This is a genomic window from Streptomyces sulphureus DSM 40104, from assembly GCF_000381025.1.
Taxonomy (GTDB): Bacteria; Actinomycetota; Actinomycetes; order Streptomycetales; family Streptomycetaceae; genus Streptomyces; species Streptomyces sulphureus.
Genome location: NZ_KB905822.1, coordinates 14453 through 30107 on the forward strand (window position 1 = coordinate 14453; position 15655 = coordinate 30107).

General features: G+C 71.1%; 17 protein-coding genes. 15 read left to right on the forward strand and 2 right to left on the reverse strand.

Annotation, left to right across the window (positions count from 1 at the left end; all coding sequences use genetic code 11):
* Nucleotides 1–117 precede the first annotated feature (117 nt).
* The 10 genes from F603_RS0124270 (at nucleotide 118) to F603_RS0124320 (ending at nucleotide 8127) form a co-directional block, all read left to right on the forward strand.
* Nucleotides 118–1563, forward strand: coding sequence for a hypothetical protein (locus F603_RS0124270; protein ID WP_158678684.1), 1446 nt, complete (start codon nucleotides 118–120; stop codon nucleotides 1561–1563).
* Nucleotides 1560–2009: a hypothetical protein gene (locus F603_RS33595; protein ID WP_051096346.1), complete on the forward strand. Its 450-nt coding sequence runs from the start codon at nucleotides 1560–1562 to the stop codon at nucleotides 2007–2009. Before F603_RS0124270 ends, F603_RS33595 begins: the two co-directional genes overlap by 4 nt.
* Nucleotides 2006–2185: a hypothetical protein gene (locus tag F603_RS0124280; protein WP_019548539.1), complete on the forward strand. Its 180-nt coding sequence runs from the start codon at nucleotides 2006–2008 to the stop codon at nucleotides 2183–2185. Before F603_RS33595 ends, F603_RS0124280 begins: the two co-directional genes overlap by 4 nt.
* The gene (locus F603_RS0124285) at nucleotides 2185–2415 is read left to right on the forward strand and encodes a hypothetical protein (RefSeq protein ID WP_019548540.1); all 231 of its coding nucleotides are present in this window, start codon (nucleotides 2185–2187) and stop codon (nucleotides 2413–2415) included. The genes F603_RS0124280 and F603_RS0124285 overlap by 1 nt, the downstream gene beginning before the upstream one ends.
* Nucleotides 2412–3158 (forward strand): hypothetical protein, encoded by a 747-nt coding sequence (locus F603_RS33600; protein ID WP_019548541.1) that lies wholly within the window; start codon nucleotides 2412–2414, stop codon nucleotides 3156–3158. Before F603_RS0124285 ends, F603_RS33600 begins: the two co-directional genes overlap by 4 nt.
* Nucleotides 3159–3264: 106 nt before the next feature.
* Nucleotides 3265–3699 (forward strand): hypothetical protein, encoded by a 435-nt coding sequence (locus F603_RS0124295; RefSeq protein ID WP_019548542.1) that lies wholly within the window; start codon nucleotides 3265–3267, stop codon nucleotides 3697–3699.
* Nucleotides 3700–3844: 145 nt separating this feature from the next.
* Nucleotides 3845–4219, forward strand: a complete 375-nt coding sequence (locus F603_RS0124305) for a hypothetical protein (protein ID WP_019548544.1) — start codon at nucleotides 3845–3847, stop codon at nucleotides 4217–4219.
* Between the two features lie 41 nt (nucleotides 4220–4260).
* Nucleotides 4261–5430: a tyrosine-type recombinase/integrase gene (locus F603_RS0124310; protein WP_019548545.1), complete on the forward strand. Its 1170-nt coding sequence runs from the start codon at nucleotides 4261–4263 to the stop codon at nucleotides 5428–5430.
* A complete protein-coding gene (locus tag F603_RS0124315; RefSeq protein ID WP_019548546.1) occupies nucleotides 5427–5774 on the forward strand; it encodes a helix-turn-helix domain-containing protein in 348 nt (115 codons plus the stop codon). The genes F603_RS0124310 and F603_RS0124315 overlap by 4 nt, the downstream gene beginning before the upstream one ends.
* Nucleotides 5775–5973: 199 nt before the next feature.
* A complete protein-coding gene (locus F603_RS0124320; RefSeq protein WP_234350681.1) occupies nucleotides 5974–8127 on the forward strand; it encodes a hypothetical protein in 2154 nt (717 codons plus the stop codon).
* A 68-nt stretch (nucleotides 8128–8195) separates the two neighbouring features.
* Here the strand turns inward: F603_RS0124320 and trxB are convergent, their stop codons facing one another.
* Together trxB and F603_RS0124330 are read right to left on the reverse strand one after the other, a co-directional pair.
* Nucleotides 8196–9170, reverse strand: coding sequence for a thioredoxin-disulfide reductase (gene trxB, locus F603_RS0124325; protein ID WP_019548547.1), 975 nt, complete (start codon nucleotides 9168–9170; stop codon nucleotides 8196–8198).
* Nucleotides 9167–9589: an arsenate reductase ArsC gene (locus F603_RS0124330; RefSeq protein ID WP_019548548.1), complete on the reverse strand. Its 423-nt coding sequence runs from the start codon at nucleotides 9587–9589 to the stop codon at nucleotides 9167–9169. Before F603_RS0124330 ends, trxB begins: the two co-directional genes overlap by 4 nt.
* A 95-nt stretch (nucleotides 9590–9684) precedes the next feature.
* Between F603_RS0124330 and F603_RS0124335 the strand changes: the two genes are divergently transcribed.
* The 5 genes from F603_RS0124335 (at nucleotide 9685) to F603_RS0124355 (ending at nucleotide 15580) form a co-directional block, all read left to right on the forward strand.
* Nucleotides 9685–9993, forward strand: a complete 309-nt coding sequence (locus tag F603_RS0124335) for an ArsR/SmtB family transcription factor (RefSeq protein WP_026328687.1) — start codon at nucleotides 9685–9687, stop codon at nucleotides 9991–9993.
* A complete protein-coding gene (gene arsB, locus F603_RS0124340; protein ID WP_019548550.1) occupies nucleotides 9990–11102 on the forward strand; it encodes an ACR3 family arsenite efflux transporter in 1113 nt (370 codons plus the stop codon). The genes F603_RS0124335 and arsB overlap by 4 nt, the downstream gene beginning before the upstream one ends.
* Entirely contained in the window at nucleotides 11099–12157 is a 1059-nt protein-coding gene (locus F603_RS0124345) for an ArsO family NAD(P)H-dependent flavin-containing monooxygenase (RefSeq protein WP_026328688.1), read from the forward strand. Before arsB ends, F603_RS0124345 begins: the two co-directional genes overlap by 4 nt.
* 1018 nt (nucleotides 12158–13175) lie before the next feature.
* Complete coding sequence (locus F603_RS0124350) at nucleotides 13176–14324, forward strand: PLP-dependent cysteine synthase family protein (RefSeq protein WP_019548552.1); 1149 nt, start codon at nucleotides 13176–13178, stop codon at nucleotides 14322–14324.
* Nucleotides 14321–15580, forward strand: coding sequence for an MFS transporter (locus F603_RS0124355; protein ID WP_019548553.1), 1260 nt, complete (start codon nucleotides 14321–14323; stop codon nucleotides 15578–15580). The genes F603_RS0124350 and F603_RS0124355 overlap by 4 nt, the downstream gene beginning before the upstream one ends.
* Nucleotides 15581–15655: the final 75 nt, after the last annotated feature.

Below are 15655 nucleotides of genomic sequence, written 5' to 3' on the forward strand. Positions count from 1 at the left end.
CATGAAGACGGTAACCGGCTATATAGCGCTCGTGTACATAAAGGCTATGATGGCGTCATGTTGATCAACGAGACCGCCTGACCTGATCCACCCGACGTACGACCGAGAGAAGACACCATGAGGAAGCGGAGCGGACGACCGCCCCGGTTCGCGCAGGTGCCGAACGAGACAGTCGACGACTCCTGGAACTTGGACCTGACGTCGCTCGGCCTTCTGACCGTGCTCCTGCGCCACAAGGACGGCTGGGACATCACGCTCGCCGACATCGGCAGGCAGTACGGGTACGGCGAGGACGCCATGGCTGCTGCCATGGGCCTGCTCCAGGTCGCCCGCTACGTCGTGAAGGTCCGCGTGATGGGCGCCAAGAACCAGTGGCGCACCGAGATGGCTGTCTTCGCCCCGCCCGCTCGCGACGCCGAGGTCGAGGAACTGCTCGCAGTCATCCGCGCCGAGGACGCCCAGGCCCGCCGCGTAGAGGTCATTCCGCCAACGGCGACGGCCATCAAGAAGGCGGCAGCCCGGCGGGAAAAGCTGGTCAAAAAGGGCGCCCCCCGAGTCCGGGAAAACCCGGACTCGGAGCCGACCTGGGGAAACGCCGCATCGTCGCAGGTCGGCCCCGACTCGGGGGTTTCCCGGGTCCCGGAGAACCCCCGAGTCTCTAAGAAGACGGTGAGCAAGAAGACGATGGGAGAAGACGAAGACGCTGGTCCTGACGCCGTAGGCCAAGGTGCGGGTGGTTTCGCACGTGCGGGCGCGAGCAACGGCGCGGCTGGTGAAACCGGCGAGGACGAAGGCGGCTCCGCCGCGTCCGCGAAGATCGCCCCCGCCCAGAGCAAAGCGTCCAAGAGGCGCGGCACCACGAAGACTCAGCCGCGCAAGGAGTCACCTGGGTTCGAGCTGGTGCGGTCCGCGATCCCCGCCGCGGTTGCCAGCCCTGGCACCAAGCTGTTCCCCGGCCTGCACCGGGCGATCAACGACCTGCTCGACGGCAACGCGTCAGCGGGCATCCCGCGCCGTACGCCGGAACAGGTGATCGCCCGCATCAACCGGCGCTGGTACGGCGAGAACGCCGAGGACCGCGCGGCAGCCGACTACCGCGGCTGCGACCGCTGCACCGCTTCGGGGTGCACGACTCCTCGCCGGGACCTCGAGAACCCCGAGGGCTGCGACCGGATCAAGAACCGCAACTCCTGGCTGGCTGCCGCGATCCTCGCCCAGGACTGCCCGGACCCGGGATGCGAGGACGGGCAGATCATCGACGGCGGCCGGTGCCGGGCCTGCGAGGAACGCCACGCTGAGCGCCGTGAGGCCGCCCGCGCCGCTGCGGAGGCCGCCGCCCGGTGGAAGGCCCACGGCGAAGCTCACAGCGCCGCTCAGGCCGCCCTGGACGCTTGGAAGGAAGCCGAGGCCGCCGAGGAACGCCGTCTTCGGACGACGCTCGCTCGGGCCGGAGTGTGGGGCGTGAAGCTCGACCACCAGGTGGGCCAGCACATGAACGGCTGGCGGAACAGGCACCCGCGGCCCGCCACCCAGGGCAACGAGCGCGAGGCGGTAGGCGCATGAACCCTGACCTGCTGCCCGCCATCGGCCGTGCCCTGCGCGACATCTGCGCGTACAGCAACCGGCCCGACATCACCGACGCCACGCTCGTCGACCTAGCCGGCGAACTGCACCGCGCTCACCGCCTGGTGCTCCAAGCCCAGGGCAGGCAGCCGGGCGGCCACCAGTGCGCGCGGCACCCCGGCGGCCCGGTCGACCCGACCGCCGAGAACGGGTGCCTGCTGTGCGGCACCGCAGCCCGACCCCCCGCCCGGCCGATGCCGGAAGGCGTCGAGCCCGGCGAGGTGCTGCGCGCCATCGAGCAGGACGGACACGACACCGCGACTGCCCGCTACGGGGCGCGTGCCGTGGCCCGCGCCCTGGCCATCGGCGGCCGGCACCTCTCGAACCCGCGGCCCGGCGGTCCCGTCGAGCCGTACGACCCCGACACCGAAGGAGACCACGAGTGAAGACCAACGAGCCGAAGGCGAAGGAGCGCGGCGAATGTTCCGCGTGCAGCCGTGACTTCCAGCTCACCCGGGAGCGGCTGCTGGGCTGGCACTACGGCATGACCCAGGCGGGATTCTCGACGGGGAAGCGCTGCGACGGCGTCGGCGAGCCCCCGTTCGTCCCGGCGGGCGCCTGATGGCCACCCGCCCCCGCGGCGCGTACACCGCGACCCCGTGCCGCTCCTGCCGGACGCCGAAACCGTCCCGCCTGCACCTGTGCGGCGCCTGCTGGGGCCAGCTCCCGGCCGCCGCCCGACGAGCCCTCAACGCACGCGGTGACCGCGTCCGCGCCATCGCGCGTCTGCGGGAGCTGCACGACCACATCGACGCCGGGCGCCCGCTCGGAGAACTGGAGATCACCGCATGACCTGGAACAGCCGCCTCGACGTCGCCGAGGCTCTGGAACGCGCCGGATGGACCGGTGACGACGACAGGCCGCTGGAGATCCTGCGGCACCCCTCCGGCGCGGTGTGGGCGGTTGCCAACGACGCCGGCGACTGCGGCGTGGACACTCCCGGCGGAGGCGTCGCCGACTTCCCTGGCGATGTCGCTGACTCGGTCGTGATCGCCGCCGCGCTGGCCGCCTCCGGACAGCTCGCCGTCGGTCAGACCGACCCGGTCGACGAGTACCGGTACTGCGGCTCCACCCTCGACCGCACGGAGTTCCCGTACACCTGCTACCGGCGCGTCGCCCACGATGGCGGGTGCGGCCCGGAAGAGGACTGCCGACACGAGTCGTGGGACGTGACCGGCGAGCACCGCACCGACGCCGGGTGGGTGAAGTCCCGCCGCTGCAACGACTGCTCCGAGTCCCTGCCGAGCGTCACCGAGCCCCAACCGCACTGGGACCTGCGCCCCGCGGCCGACGCCAGGGTGGAGACCGGCGAGTCGCCGGAGGACGCCGCTGACGTCACCGCGTGGGCCGCCCGACTCGAAGCCGACCGGCTCCAGCCCGACGCGCACACGCTCACCTGGGCGGCCGGACCGCAGCCCATCGTCCGCGTTCACTTCGCGTTCCACGAGGGCCTGGACGACGAGGCGCGCGCCTACCTGGTGCAGGCCGTCGGGGAGGCCCTGGGCCGCGAGATGACCGCCGCCGCGACCCCCTGACCGACCGGCATCGGCGCGGCGGTCGCTCCCGACCTCACCAGGAGCGCTCACCGCGCCGGGCCGGCCCGAATCATGCCAGCCCCGCGAGACAAGAAAGCGACCACCCATGACGACACCCGACCCGGACGCCATCCTCGACGCCGTCTCGTACGGCGTCCTCGGACGGCACGACACCGCGATGGGGATGCTCCAGCCGCACGTGGACGCCGGACCGGCCTCCACGTACGGGATGCTCTGCGTCCTCGCCAACCTCGCCCAGAACGACGGCGGCGACCCGAACAACCCGGTGATGATCCACGTCGAAGGGCCGGACGGGCGGCCGGCGAGTGTCGACGAGCTGCCCCCGTCGCTGCGGTTCGCCACCCGGTTCGTCGCCGCCTGCGCGAACAAGGACCACGAGACGTCCTGTGCGCTGTTCGCCGTCCTCGCCGAGCACGCCGACACCAACCAGACACCGGACCTCGCCGAGGCCATCACCGTCGTCTACGACATGGCAGTGGCCACCACCGCGGCGAAGCACCGGGGAGAGCCGGACACGTGACCGATACACACGCCCAGCTCGGCGACGAAGACGCCCGCCTCGGCCGGCTCCTGGCCGTCGAGTGTCCGGAGGACCGGAACGAGTCGCCGTTTGGCTGGTCCGAGCTCCCTGCCCCGCAACCCACCCCCTCGAGGAGGACCGCCCCGTGAACCTGCTGCTGCTCCTGGTCGCCGCGCTCGGCGCCACCGTCGGATACCTCGCCGGAAGGTTCAGCGTCGGCACCCGCCTCCTGGGCTGGGCCGAGGACCAGTGCGAACGGCACCCGATGTGGCACCCCGGGTTCCTCACCGCCGTGCCGGTCCTCCTCGCCGCCATCGCTTCCGCGTGGGTTCTCCACCCGAAGCAGACTGCCGCGAACCGCCGCTTCTGGCGCGAGCAGCAGGCCCTAGTGGAGTACGGGCGGGTTCGTCTGCCGCTGCCTGACCCAGTGAAGCTGCATTTCAGCAGGCAGAACGCTCCTCTGGTGGCGTTCACTCGTTGGTGTGGGATCTCAGCAGTAACTCGCAGATTCTGCGCGTAGTCCCTGTAATTTCACGGTTCGTGTCAGATTCCGAAAGTCGCGTGCTGACGCTGGTGCGCCCAGGCGCCGATGCCAGCGCGGTGGTGGACCCGGCGGCGGTGTCGGTGGAATCGGGGTTGGCGGACGTCGTCACCCTGCAGCGCCGCCGCCAGGCCCGCATCTCCGCCGTCGACGAGGAGAGCTTCTTCCTCGACACGCTCTCGGAGTACCAGTGGGCCCGGGACGCTGCCGGCCTGGCGCCAACGACGCTCGACGGCCTGCTCAAGCCCGTGGTGGAAGTCTGCGAGTACTACGGCACCGTGCCGTGGCAGCTCTCCCCGCGTGAGGTGGACCGCTACTTCGCCGGACCGGGCAAGCGGGCGCCATCGACATTGCGCGGGAAGATCAACAAGATCGACGCCTACTTCGCGTTCCTCGAGCAGCGATACGCCGGCGACATCATGCGGCGCTTCGGGGCGGCCGTGGAGTCGCCGATCGACCCGTTCAACCGGCCGCGTCATCGCGGAGACTTCGGCCTCCGGATCCCGCCGTCGCAGACGGCGATGCGGGACTTCCTGGGCCGGTGGCGCGAGGACCTGCCCAACGCGCGGAAGTACCTGGTCGCGTGCCGCGACTACGTGATGACCAAGGTCGCTTACCTCTCCGGCGTCCGGGCCGCAGAGTTGTGCGGGGTGTGCATGGGCGATCTGCACTGGGAGCACGGCCAGTGGGGCCGCTTCGTCGTGCTGGGCAAGGGCGCTCACGGTTCGGGGCCGAGGCCGCGTGAGGCCTACATGTTCCAGGAGGGCCGCGCCCTCTTGTGGTGGTACATCGAGGAGATCCGGGGCGAGTTCGGCGACGACGTCGAGCACCCGCGGGCACCGCTGTGGCCCTCGGAGCGCAAGCCGACCGCGATCGCCTCATTGAACCTGCCGATCGCGCCGGCGATCGTGCCGTCCACGTTCCGCAAGGCGTTGCATACGGCGGCCGCGACCTACCTGAATGGGCCAGTCACCGATCTTTTCCCGCACCTGCTGCGTCACGCCTGCGCGACCCACAACTACGAGCGCGGGATGACGTTGTGGGAAGTGCAGAAAGTCCTCGGACATGACTGGGCAACTACGACACTTCGGTACATGGCGACCGCTCACTCCGACCCTGAGCACGCGAACCTGACCGCGAGCTCCCGGGCGGCCCAACGACTGGTGATGGACAAGGGGAACCTACGGTGAAGTGGAACCTTCGGATGGTGGCCGCCCAACGGGACCTGTGGCGGCCGACCGAGGTGCTGGCCGCCTTCCAGCAGGTGGGGTTCAACCCCTCATTGAGCAAGGTCGCGGCCCTGTGGGGCGGCACGCCGGTCACCGTGCGCCTGGAGGACCTGGACAAGATGTGCGCCGCGCTGAACTGCACGGTCGCCGACCTGCTCCAGGCCGAGCCGCTCGCCGATGCCCAGGGGGTGCCGGAGTCCGGCCAACGGGCGGTCGGCGCCGAGGAAGGGCCGACCGCGGGCCCGGTCCGGCCTGTGCCGCGCAGCCGCCGTGGCGCCGGGCCGCGCTCGCTCCCGCCGAATTGAGGGGCCCGCGGTGACGAAGGATCGTGGTCAAGGGCTGGCGCGGAGCTGTCCGGTGTGCCTGGGCTGGCTGGTGGTGCACTGGTATCGGGTGTGCGCCGGTTGCCGGCCCTGGGCGGGGAAGTACCCCGAGCGCGGGGTGTGCCCGCGGTGCCGGCACGAGGCGCACCTGAACACGGACGGGCTGTGCAAGCCGTGCCTCATGGCGATCCGGACCGAGGACGACGCCGAATGGGCCCTGGGTCTGCCGGAGGCGCGGCCGCGGCCGGTCCAGCTGATCGTCGGCGGGATGTACGGCGACCGGTCGGCGGACGCCCGGCCACTGCGCCGGCCCGCGAAGAACGGGCTCAAGGTGGGGCAGCAGTGGTGGATCAAGCTACGGAAGCAGCGCGCCGCCCCGGCCGGGCCACCGGTGCTTCAGGCGCAGGTGTGCGGCCAGCTTGCCCTGTTCACAGTGCCCAGAGTGCTGACCGACGCCACGGTCAGCGCGATCGTCGGCCGACCGGTCGCCGGGTGGGAGGAATGCCGCCTAGTGATCGAGGTGATGGCGGCCGAGCACGGCCTGTCCGTGGGCTGGCAGCGCGCAATCGCAGAGATGGTCCGCCTCGCGCTGGCCGTACGAGAGGCCGAGGGCGCCGCACGGCTACCCGAGCCGATGCTTCGGGACCTGCCGTCCAACGGGGACGCGGTGCGCCTGGTCCTGCTGCGGGCCGGGTTGCTCGACCAGGCGCCGGAGCCGATGCGGTTCTCCACCACCAACCAGCCCACCACGACCTACATCACCGCCCCGGCGCCCCTGCCGCCGTCCGTGGCGCGGTCATGCCGCGACTGCGATGCCTGGATGGCCAGCGGAAAACGAGGCTCCCGCTGCAATCCGTGCCGTCACTGGCGCGAGCTCCGCCCTGCGGGCCGGTGCGTGCGGTGCCTGAGGGACGAGCTGCCGCTGCGTGGCAGTCGATGCCGCACCTGCCGCCTCTACCAGCACCTGGACGACTCAGGCCCTGCCACAGTGCGCGCCACCCAGCTGGTCATCGACCTTCCGCACGGGGCTCCCGGTCAGGCCCAGTTGATCCCGGCCGACGAACCCGCGCCGGCGGAAGACGAGGACGAGGCAGTGTCCGCCCTCCATGCCGCCCGCGGGCAGGAGCCGCTCTTCGGAATGCGGCGCGACTGGTCGCCGGTCATGGCCCGCCTGCGCCGCCGCAGCTACAGGAACCTGCCGCTGACCACCGCGGCCCGTGCACTGACTGAGGAACTGGACCGGCTGCGCCGCGGCCGGCAGGACCCCGCGTACCGCAAGGACATCCGCACCCTGACGATCCTGGTGTACCGGCTCGGCGCCGAGACGGTCTTCCAGGAGCGGGACGTCCACGACCTCGCCCTGCTCGACCCCAACCTCGGGGCCAAGCGGGTCTGCCAGTTCCTCGCCGCCCGCGGCCTGCTGGCCGAAGACCCCGAACTACACCGGGACGCGGACCAGGTCTGGATCGAAGCCACCATCAGCACGCTGCCCCCGACCGTCGCCGACGAGGTCCGGCTGTGGGTACAGGTCCTGCGCGGCCAAGGCCGGCGCGAGCACGAGGCCCGCGGCTACGACGGCATCCGCCGCTACCTCTTCGCCCTCGAGCCGACCCTCACCGCCTGGACCAGCAGCGGCATCACCACTTTGCGGCAGATCACCAGCGACCACGCCACCACCGCCATCGACGGCCTCACCGGGAGCGCCCGCCGACAACTCGCCATCAGCCTGCGCAGCCTGTTCAAGGCCCTGCGCCAGGAACGCGTCGTCTTCCGCGACCCCACCCGCAACCTCCCCGTCGGCGACCTCAAGGGCATCCCAAAGTCCGTGCCCGCCGACCTCCTCGCTGGACTCCTCGACCGCGCCACGACCCCGCTCGGCCGGCTTGTCATCGCCCTGACCGCCGTTCACGCCCTGCCCGGCCACGAGATCCCCACCCTGCTGACCTGCGACCTCAATCTCGCCCACGGCACCCTCGAAGCCCGCCGCGGCCTGCTGCGCCACACCCTCTACACCGAGGAGTTCACCCACACCCTCGCCGCCGAGTGGCTGACCTACCGCCACCACCGCTGGCCCGCCTCGACCAACCCCCACCTGCTCGTCAGCCAGCGCACCGCGCTCGACCCCGACCACCCCCCGGTGAGCATGACCATGCTCCACAGGCACTTGCCCAAGGGGTTCACGCTGGACGGCCTGCGACAGGACCGGATCCTCAACGAGGCGTTCGAGACCGGCGACCCTCTGAAGCTCATGCGCCTGTTCGGCATCACGGAGAAGACCGCCATGCACTACGTCACCGTCGCCCACCCGGAGAAGACCTCCCAGCTTCCCCGGTGACGACCGGTGAGAACGACCGCGTCGGGGCCGCCCGGAGCTTCCCGGGCGGCCCCGCCTGCGAGTGCCGTTCAGGCCGGTACGGCAGCGGCTTCGGGCACGGTTTCAGCAGCGCCACGGGCGGCGAGGTAGCGCTCGGCGTCCAGGGCTGCGGCGGCACCGGTGCCGGCGGCGGTGATGGCCTGGCGGTAGGTGTGGTCGACGACGTCGCCGGCCGCGAACACGCCGGGAAGGCTGGTGCGGGTCGTCGGGGAGACGACCTCGATGTAGCCCTCGCCGTCCAGCGTCAGTTGGTCGGCGAAGAGTTCGGTGCGCGGGTCGTGCCCGATGGCGATGAACAGCCCCGTCACGTCCAGACCGCGGGTGGCGCCGGTGAAGACGTCACGCAGGACGACGCCGGCGAGCATGCCGCCTGTCTCCTTGATCTCGGCGATCTCGCTGTCGAACGCGAAGGAGATCTTGTCGTCGGCGAACGCCCGGTCCTGCATGACCTTCGAGGCGCGCAGGGTGGAGCGGCGGTGGACGACGGTGACCGACTTCGCGAAGCGGGTGAGGAAGGTGGCTTCCTCCATGGCGGTGTCGCCGCCGCCGACCACGACGATGTCTCGGCCCTTGAAGAAGAACCCGTCGCAGGTCGCGCACCACGAGACGCCCCGGCCGGACAGCTCGTCCTCCTTGGGCAGGCCGAGTTTGCGGTAGCCGGAGCCGGTCGCGATGATCACCGTCCTGGCGCGGTGGACGGTGCCGGCGGAGTCGGTGAGGAGCTTGACGTCGCCGGTCAGGTCAACGGACACGATGTCGTCGTCGATCATCTCGGCGCCGAACCTTTCGGCCTGGGCTCGCATGTTCTCCATCAGGACCGGGCCGTCGACGCCGTCGGGGAAGCCGGGGAAGTTCTCGACCTCTGTCGTGGTCGTCAGCGAGCCGCCGACGAAGATGGAGCTGCCGAACAGCAGGGGCCTCAGCTGGGCGCGGGCGGTGTAGAGGGCGGCGGTGTATCCGGCGGGGCCGGAGCCGATGATGGCGACCTCGCGTATCTCGCTCACGCCGTCGCCTCCGGCTTGGCCGGGGCGATCTCGGCGATCAGGCCCTCGACGAGGGTCTTGATCTCGTCGCGGATCGGGCGGACGGCGGCCACGCCCTGGCCGGCGGGGTCCTCGAGCTTCCAGTCCAGGTAGCGCTTGCCGGGGAAGACGGGGCAGGTGTCGCCGCAGCCCATCGTGATGCAGACATCGGACTCGCGGACCGCGTCGATGGTGAGGACCTTGGGGGTCTCGGCGGAGATGTCGATGCCAACCTCGGCCATGGCCTCCACGGCGGCCGGGTTCACGGCCGTGCCGGGGTTGGAGCCGGCGGAGCGGACCTCGACGCGGTCTCCGGCCAGGCGGGTCAGCCAGGCTGCGGCCATCTGGGAGCGGCCGGCGTTGTGGACGCAGACGAACAGGACGGACGGCTTGTCGGCCATGGTGATCGTTCTCTCTCGTCGCATGGCGGAACCCGGCCGCCAATGACTTCAGCCCCCGCTGGTATCAGCGGGCGGTGATGTGAGAGTATCAGTGCATGCTGACTTCAGTCGATCCTGATGTGATCCGGGTGCTGGGCGATCCGCTCCGCCTTCAGATCGTGACCCTGCTGGCGCGCGAGACGCTCTGCACGACGCACCTGGTCGAGGAGACCGGAGCCAAGCAGACCAACCTGTCCAACCACATGAAGGTGCTGCGCGAGGCCGGGATCGTGGAGACCGAGCCGTGCGGCCGCTTCACCTACTACAAGCTCAAGCCCGAGGTCCTGGCCGGACTGTCCGAGCAGTTCGCCGCGCTGGCCGACTCCGCCCGCACCGCTTCCGAGAACAAGAGGGCCTGCCCGTGACCTCCACAGAGCCCACCACCGCCCCCGCTCCGGCCGGCGGTGGGGACGACTCGATCGTCAAGAAGCTCTCCACCCTCGACCGCTACCTCGCGGTGTGGATCCTGCTCGCCATGGCCGTCGGCCTGGGCCTGGGCCGCCTCATCCCGGGCATGAACGACGCGCTCGCCAAGATCGAGATCGGCGGTATCTCCCTGCCGATCGCGCTCGGCCTGCTGGTGATGATGTACCCGGTGCTCGCCAAGGTCCGCTACGACCGACTCGACCGCGTGACCGGCGACAAGAAGCTGATGGTGTCCTCGCTGGTCATCAACTGGATCATCGGGCCCGCCGTCATGTTCGCGCTGGCGTGGATCTTCCTGCCGGACCTGCCCGAGTACCGCACCGGCCTGATCATCGTCGGTCTCGCCCGCTGCATCGCCATGGTCATCATCTGGAACGACCTCGCCTGCGGCGACCGGGAGGCCGCCGCCGTCCTGGTCGCACTGAACTCGGTGTTCCAGGTCCTCGCGTTCGGCCTGCTGGGCTGGTTCTACCTCGACCTGCTGCCGCGCTGGATGAACCTCGGTGACGGCCAGGGCCTGGACGTGTCCGTGTGGCACATCGCGCTGAACGTCGTCATCTTCCTCGGCATCCCCCTGCTGGCCGGCTTCCTCACCCGCCGCATCGGCGAGCAGAAGATGGGCCGCGAGAAGTACGAGGCAAAGTTCCTGCCGAAGATCGGCCCCTGGGCCCTGTACGGACTGCTGTTCACGATCGTCATCCTCTTCGCCCTCCAGGGCAAGACCATCACTTCGCAGCCGCTGGACGTCGCCCGGATCGCGCTGCCGCTCCTGGTCTACTTCGCGATCATGTTCTTCGGGACCTTCCTCCTCGGCAAGGGCCTCGGCCTGGCCTACGACCGCACCACGACCCTGGCGTTCACGGCGGCAGGCAACAACTTCGAGCTGGCCATCGCGGTCGCCATCGCCACCTTCGGCGTCACCTCCGGACAGGCCCTCTCGGGCGTGGTCGGACCGCTCATCGAGGTCCCGGTGCTGATCGGGCTGGTCTACGTCGCGCTCGCCTGGCGCAAGAAGTTCGGCCCCGACGCGGTGACGACGGCCCCGTGACACGGCACACGGATGTGGTGGTGGTCGGTGGCGGCCAAGCAGGACTCGCCGCCGGCTACCACCTGCGTCGCCGGGGCCTCGACTTCGTGATTCTGGACGCCGATCCGGCGCCGGGTGGGTCCTGGCAGCACATGTGGGACTCGCTCCACCTGTTCTCCCCGGCGGATCACTCCTCGTTGCCGGGCCGGCTCATGCCCGCTCAGCCCGGCGAGACGTACCCGGACGCAGGGCACGTCGTCGACTACCTCACCGACTACGAGAAGCGCTACGACCTGCCCGTCCAGCACGGCACCCGCGTGGACGCCGTGCGCCGCGACGGCGAGAGGCTCTTGGTCGAGGCCGACTCGGGCACGTGGCGGGCCCGCGCGGCCATCAGTGCCACCGGCACCTGGACGCGCCCCTTCCTTCCCGCCGTCCCCGGCCGCGACGTTTTCACCGGACGGCAGCTGCACACGGTGAGCTACCGCTCTCCGGCCGACTTCGCCGGCCAGCACGTGATCGTGGTCGGCGGCGGGAACTCCGGCGCGCAGATCGCCGCTGACCTCGCTCTGGACGGCAACGTCCACGTCACGTGGGTGACCCAGCGCCCACCGCGCTTCCTGGCCGACGACATCGACGGCCGGGCCCTGTTCGATGTCGCCACCGCCCGCCGCCGTGCGCTCGAAGCCGGCCGCACCGACACCGGTGGGGTGGCCTCACTGGGCGACATCGTGGCCGTGCCGCCTGTCCGCGCGGCCCGGGACGCCGGACTACTGACCGCCAAGCCGATGTTCGCCCAGTTCACCGCTACCGGTGTCCGGTGGCCCGATGGCAGCCAGAGCGATGCGCATGCGATCGTCTGGTGCACCGGCTTCCGCCCGGCTCTGTCCCAGCTCGCCCCGCTCAACTTGCGCGGGCCGCGGGGACACATCCCCACCGACGGCACATGTGCTGTTGGCGAGCCGCGGCTGCATCTGCTCGGCTACGGCGACTGGACCGGTGCGGCCTCTGCCACCCTGATCGGTGTGGGGCGCCCGGCCCGGGACGCGGTCCGTCACATCGCCGGGCTGCTCTGAGCGGCCCGCCGCCCGTGTGAAGCTGCAGCGGCCGGCCGGTCCAGGCGGGGTTGCCAGCTGCGGCAGCCACGCCCCGGGCGGCAGCCGCAGGGATCCTCCGGGCCCGCTCGCGGTGGTAGCGCCGCGCCGCTCTCGTTCACCGCAATGGCTGCTGCGGTGAAAGAGAGCGGCGGGGTCGGCCCAGGGCCAGCCGAGGGTCGCGTTGAGGACCTGACCGAGGAGAAGTACTGCGTACAGGTAGGTGCTCGACGCGTTTCGGCGTGATTGGGAGTCAGTTCCACTGGCGCAGCGTGTCAGAACTGTCTTGCACAACACCCCTTCGAGAGGGGTCCTGCGAACGGCGACCTGCGGATATGTGATCGACCCGGGGGGCTTGGCAGAACTCTCGCCACTGGCCATGTGTGAGAGGCGGACTGCGGGACCGCCCACCTAACAAGCACTTTATGTAACCAATCCAATACTGTGTGTGCCGTGTCGGTGTCTGTGGATAGGTGGATGAGCCGGCCCGGACCGTGGCGGCTGGTGCTGGTCATGGTGCTGGCCGGGCTGCTGCACGTGCTTGGCTGCGCACACGGTCCGCAGGCCGCTGGAGCCCCGCGGACCGACACTTTGGCCGTTGTGACTGCTCCGGCGCACGGCCATCCCGCGGCGCCGGTGGCGGACGTTCTGTGTGATCACGGCGCGGGGGCGGGCTGCACAGGGGTGGACGAGCCCGCTGTGGTCGGCTCTCGGGCGGATCTGCCGACCTTTGTTGCCTGCCGGGCGCTCGTTGCGCCCGACTGCACTACCGGGCAGTTGCACAGGGCGCGGGAGCACCGGCCGAGGAGCCCGGGCGGCACCCGGGCGGATCACGGACGTCAGCGGGCCGCGCTGGGAATCTGGCGGGCCTGAGCGGCCTTGCCTGCTGCCGCGTCTGTCACGCGGACAGCGGCGCCGTCGCTCCTGATGCTTCCCCAAAACCCCCCGGCCGTCGGCGCCTGTGACGTGGCGCTGCGGCGGCCGGCTGGAGACCCGTGCGATGAACACCTCTGTCATGCCCCCTGCCCCCGCCCAGCTGCTGACCGCGGCTCCCTCCCTGCGGGCCCACAGCCCGGCCGCTCTGGTGGGCGACACCCCGGTTCTGTGGGTCGGGGAGCCCTTCGCCGCGCCCGGACGCGGCTTCTGGGCCAAGCTCGAAGGCCACAACCCCGGTGGGATCAAGGACCGTACCGCGCTGTTCATGGTCGAACGCGCCCGTGAACGCGGCGACCTGCTGCCCGGAGCAAGGATCGTGGAGTCGACCTCCGGCACGCTGGGCCTGGGACTGGCACTGGCCGGGATCGTCTTCGGCCACCCGGTCACCGTGGTCACCGACCCCGGGATGGAACCGCTGGTGTCGGGTCTGCTCACCGCCTACGGCGCGGACGTGCAGACTGTCGGTGCACCGCATCCGGTGGGGGGCTGGCAGCAGGCCCGCCGTGACCGCGTCGCCGAACTGCTGTCGGTGTATCCGGACGCCTGGTGCCCGGACCAGTACCACAACCCCGACAACGTGGCCGCCTACGCGGGCCTGGCCCACGAACTGGTCGCCCAGCTCGGGCGGATCGACGCCCTGGTGGTGAGCGTCGGCACCGGCGGGCACTCGGCCGGGGTCGCCTCGGTGCTGCGCGGCTTCTTCCCTGCCCTGAAAGTGGTGGGCGTCGACACGACGGGCTCGACCATCTTCGGGCAGGAGGCCGCCCCTCGGCTGATGCGCGGGCTGGGCAGCAGCATCTACCCCCGCAACGTCGACTACGCCCTGTTCGACGAGGTCCACTGGGTGGCCGCCGGTGAAGCCGTGTGGTCCGCCCGGGCGCTGGCCCGTTCCCGGTACGCCACCGGTGGGTGGAGCGTCGGCGCGGTCGCCCTGGTCGCCCGCCACCTGACCGCGACCCTCCCGGCCGAGGCGAGGATTGCCGCCGTCTTCCCCGACGGCCCGCACCGCTACGCCGGCACCGTCTTCGACGACACCTGGTGCCGGGAGCGCCAACTGCTGGGCAGCGAACCGGCCGATGCTCCGGAGATCATCTGCCATCCCGCCGAGCGGACAGTGACCCGGTGGACGAAGTGCGAAACCGTCGTGGACCCGGCGCCCGCCGCCCGGCCGGGCGGTGCGGATGCGGCACTGCTGGCGGGAGCGGCCCGGTGAAAGCCCTGTGGACGTCCACGCTGAGCTTCCCGCCCGCGGTGCGGCTGTTGATGGCCAACCAGTTCGCCATCAACCTCGCCTTCTACATGCTCATGCCCTACCTCGCCGCCCATCTGGCCGGCGAGCTCGGCCTGGCCGCCTGGGCGGTGGGCCTGGTGCTGGGCGTGCGCAACTTCTCCCAGCAGGGCATGTTCCTGATTGGCGGTACGATCGCCGACCGCTACGGCTACAAGATCCCGATCATGGCGGGGTGTCTGCTGCGTACGGCCGGGTTCGCCCTGCTGGGCGTGGTGGACAGCCTTGCGGTCCTGATCGTCGCCTCGGCGGCCACCGGGTTCGCCGGCGCCCTGTTCAACCCGGCGGTGCGCGCCTATCTCGCCGCCGGGGCCGGTGAGCGGCGGGTGGAGGCGTTCGCGACGTTCAACGTCTACTACCAGGCCGGGATGCTGGCCGGCCCGCTGGTCGGCCTGGCGCTGCTGGCCGCCGACTTCCGCGCGGTGTGCCTGGTCGCGGCGGGCATCTTCGCCGCCCTGACCGTGCTCCAGAGCCGCTGCCTGCCTGCCCGCGGCGCCGCCGCCGGCGGGCGGGAGAGCGGAGTGCTGGCGCAGTGGCGGACGGTGGCGGCCAACCGGCCGTTCCTGCTGTTCTCCTGCGCGATGATCGGCTCCTACGTGCTGACCTTCCAGGTCTACCTCGCGCTTCCGCTCGCCGCCGGGGCCACGCTCGGCGCGGCGGGGACGCAGGCCACCACCCTGCTGTTCGTGCTCTCCGCCGCGGTGGCCGTCGCCGGCCAGTTGCGGCTGACCGCCTGGGCGAAGACCCGCTGGAACTGCCAGGACGCCCTGGTCCGCGGCCTCTCACTGATGGGCGCGGCCTTCCTCCCCCTCGCCCTGGTCGCCGCGCGGGGCACACCCGCGCCCGGGGCGGTGGCACTGGCAGCGCTGGCCGCCGCGGTCGTCGCCCTGGCCGCCGGCAGCGCGATCGTCTACCCCTTCGAGATGGACACCGTCGTCTCGCTGTCCGGCGACCGGCTCGTTGCCACCCACTACGGCCTCTACAACACCGTCTCGGGTCTCGGAATCACCCTGGGCAACCTCGCCACCGGCGCCCTGTGGGACTACGCCCAACGCCACCAGGCCCTGTGGCTGGTGTGGACCGCACTGGCCCTGACCGGAGGCGTCTGCGCGAGCGCGGTCCTGCTGCTGGCCCGCTCCGGCCGCCTCACCACACCCCGGCCACACCCCGCGACCGCCTGACCCGCACGGGCCCCGGCACAGGGCCGGCCGCCGGGGCCGGTGCCGCCGACGGCGCCGGGGACCCGCCCACCACCT